3 protein-coding genes are annotated in these 2686 nt (G+C 37.8%); 1 reads left to right on the top strand and 2 read right to left on the bottom strand.

Annotation, left to right across the window (positions count from 1 at the left end):
- Positions 1-49: 49 nt before the first annotated feature.
- The gene (locus QUA02_RS33195) at positions 50-517 is read right to left on the bottom strand and encodes a hypothetical protein (protein ID WP_333033979.1); all 468 of its coding nucleotides are present in this window, start codon (positions 515-517) and stop codon (positions 50-52) included.
- Between the two features lie 202 nt (positions 518-719).
- Complete coding sequence (locus tag QUA02_RS33200) at positions 720-1919, bottom strand: ISAs1 family transposase (RefSeq protein WP_333033980.1); 1200 nt, start codon at positions 1917-1919, stop codon at positions 720-722.
- 80 nt (positions 1920-1999) lie between these two features.
- On the opposite strand from QUA02_RS33200, the gene QUA02_RS33205 reads away from it, so the two are divergent.
- A complete protein-coding gene (locus QUA02_RS33205; protein WP_333033981.1) occupies positions 2000-2608 on the top strand; it encodes a group II intron maturase-specific domain-containing protein in 609 nt (202 codons plus the stop codon).
- The last annotated feature ends 78 nt before the right edge of the window (positions 2609-2686 follow it).

Here is a 2686-nt window from a genome sequence, read left to right on the forward strand (position 1 = left end):
CTCTTGACAGGAGGCTCTTTTATATCTTGCCCTTTTTGTCAAGTACAATTTATACCAAATTAGATGAGCTTACCCTGCCACTACTAATTCTTTCATGGAGCAGGGGTAATGCCCAACTTCCTTGAGCTTCAGGTATCCACGCAATGGTACTGTATCCCTGTCCCACAATGGAGTCCCTTTGATATTCATGGGTTCTATCTTTTAATGTTTTGGCATCTCGTCTCCCCCATGCAGTATGGTCGATTGCCACTAATATGTGTTCCGTTGGGGGTGCTTCTGCCTGTAATTGCTCCAGATACAGCAGCATCAGTTTTTTTCGGTCAGGTCTACAGTCTTGTAACGCTTCATAGATGCTTGGCCATTGACGCTTGAATAATGGATTGAGTGAAAATTCCGCTAAACATGACGCATTCGGAGTGGTCATCACTGCATCCATCAGCTCGAATGTTGCATCTTTCGCCAGCACCAATAACTCGTATGCTGCTTGACGAAAGTCCTTTAATCGTTCACTGTTCATTTAAGGAGTGGATAGGCAGGGTAAACGCATCTAAATTAATTTGACAAAAAGGTGAATTTCTGCATTACTAAATAACTAAAAAAACCTTCTTAAAATTCTTAACTTTAACCCCACTTAAGCAGATTAAATCAAAACTTTAAGAATTTATAAAGTTTTTAAAGCCGGATAAATTTCACAAGAGATGGATGTTAGATTTTGAGCGTTAGCTGGCAGAGTTTAAAATTTGAACTAAATAATTATTATCCATTGCCGCTCGATAGCGTTTCATTTTTAAACTTTGTTTTGAAGTTTTTTCTTGTTTCAGTAAATTTATTGCTAAACGACGTAAAAGTGCAAAATTTTCGGGAGAGTTCTGTTTGCGAATCCGGCTTTTATCTTCGGAAAATGTAACATCAAGTGTCCAATGTAAGCTATTTTCAATGCCCCAATGACTGCGGATAGCTCTGGCAATTTTTTCAGCATTACTGTTTAAACTACTCAAGTAAAAACGAGCTTCACTGGTGGTTTTATTCCACAATCGTCGTTCACTAACTATCATGACAACTGTTTTTAATCCAGTCCATAATGCTTGATTATGCACTTGTGGTAACTCAGATACATCAACAGTCCAGACCTGTCTTTTTTCTACTCGATGATGTCCCGCTTCTACTTGTTCATAATAGTTGTATTCTCTACCTAAGAATTTTTCTTTTTGGGCTAATTCAAACCACTCTTTTACAGCTTTGTAGAGGAGTTTTTGATTCCCTTTTAAAGCTAAAACATAATCTCCTTTTTTCTTGACAATCAAAGATGTTATGTCTTTTTGACATCCCATAGCATCTATGGTTATTACGCTGTCCGCAATTTCTAACATTTCTATTAATGCCGGAATTGCTGTTAGTTCATTAGATTTTTTATCGACTTTTTTTTGCCCTAAAACCAATTGATGAGATAAAGACCATGCAGTGACTATATGTAGCGCTTTTTGTTGGTGATTTCGGTCATAAGATTGTTTCATTGTTTTGCCGTCAATGGCAATGACTTCTAGTTCTAATTCCTTGACTATCGAATTTACCCAACTCAAAAAACATTCTTGAAACTGCTCCGGTTCAATTCGAGAAAATACTCGACTAAATGTGTCATGAGAAGGAATACCGTTGGCTAATTCTAGAAAGCTTTTTAACCATTCATATTTAGCGTGGCCATAGGCTTCTATTGCCACCCATCCGTCTGCACCACTGATGATAGCTAGAATCGCAATTGCGATAATATCTTTGAGTAAATGTTCTTTACTTCTTTCTATTCTCGGGTCATTCAAATTAGCAAAATGTTCTAAAAAACTGGTATTTAAAAGATTCATCGAAGGCAATGAATCTGTTGGCTTTTGTTGAGAATTTACAGCTTTACTAAAACCTCTTGCCATTGATGAAACCCATAAACTACAACAAACTACATTGAGTTTTAGTCGGATTTAACTGTAGCATATTTTTGGTTCCAGTTAAGATGCGTTTACCCTGGTGTGAACAAGAAGTAGTCATAAAAAGACTTAATCCAATTCTGCGTGGATTTTCCAATTACTATAAAGGTGTTGTTAGCAAACAAACTTTTGAATACATCAAAAGTAGAACCTGGCAATACCTTTGGAGTTGGTCGAAGCGTAAACATCCTAACAAAAACACAAAATGGGTTCGGAAACGCTATTTCAAAACCATAGATGGTAATAAATGGACGTTCGCTACTATAACTAGCGACCGCCGAGGGAAAGAAAAGGATTTAATCCTCTACCCGATAGCGTACACGCCGATTGAACGCCATGTAAAGGTCAAGGGGGATTCGTCACCGGATGACCCCTCTCTCAGAGAGTATTGGGAAAAACGCCATCAGAAATATGGTAAAAGCTATTGGGAGCGCAACTCGCGCAACTACAAAATAGCACAAAACCAAAATTGGAAATGTCCAATCTGTGGCGAATCTTTATTCAACGGAGAGGAGTTAGATACCCACCACATAGTTCCTGTAGCTCAAGGCGGAGATAATTCGGTCAAAAACCTTCAGCACTTGCACCGAGCGTGCCATATACAGGAACATTCAAAATCCAAGTCTATCGCTTGAAGTAAGTAATTAGACAGAATTAATTACACAAATACATGGTAGAATGATATGACAGGCAAAATTATGAGTTAATTAGAA

The organism is Microcoleus pseudofavosus SVA1_A4 (assembly GCF_036700565.1).
Classification (GTDB): domain Bacteria; phylum Cyanobacteriota; class Cyanobacteriia; order Cyanobacteriales; family Microcoleaceae; genus Microcoleus.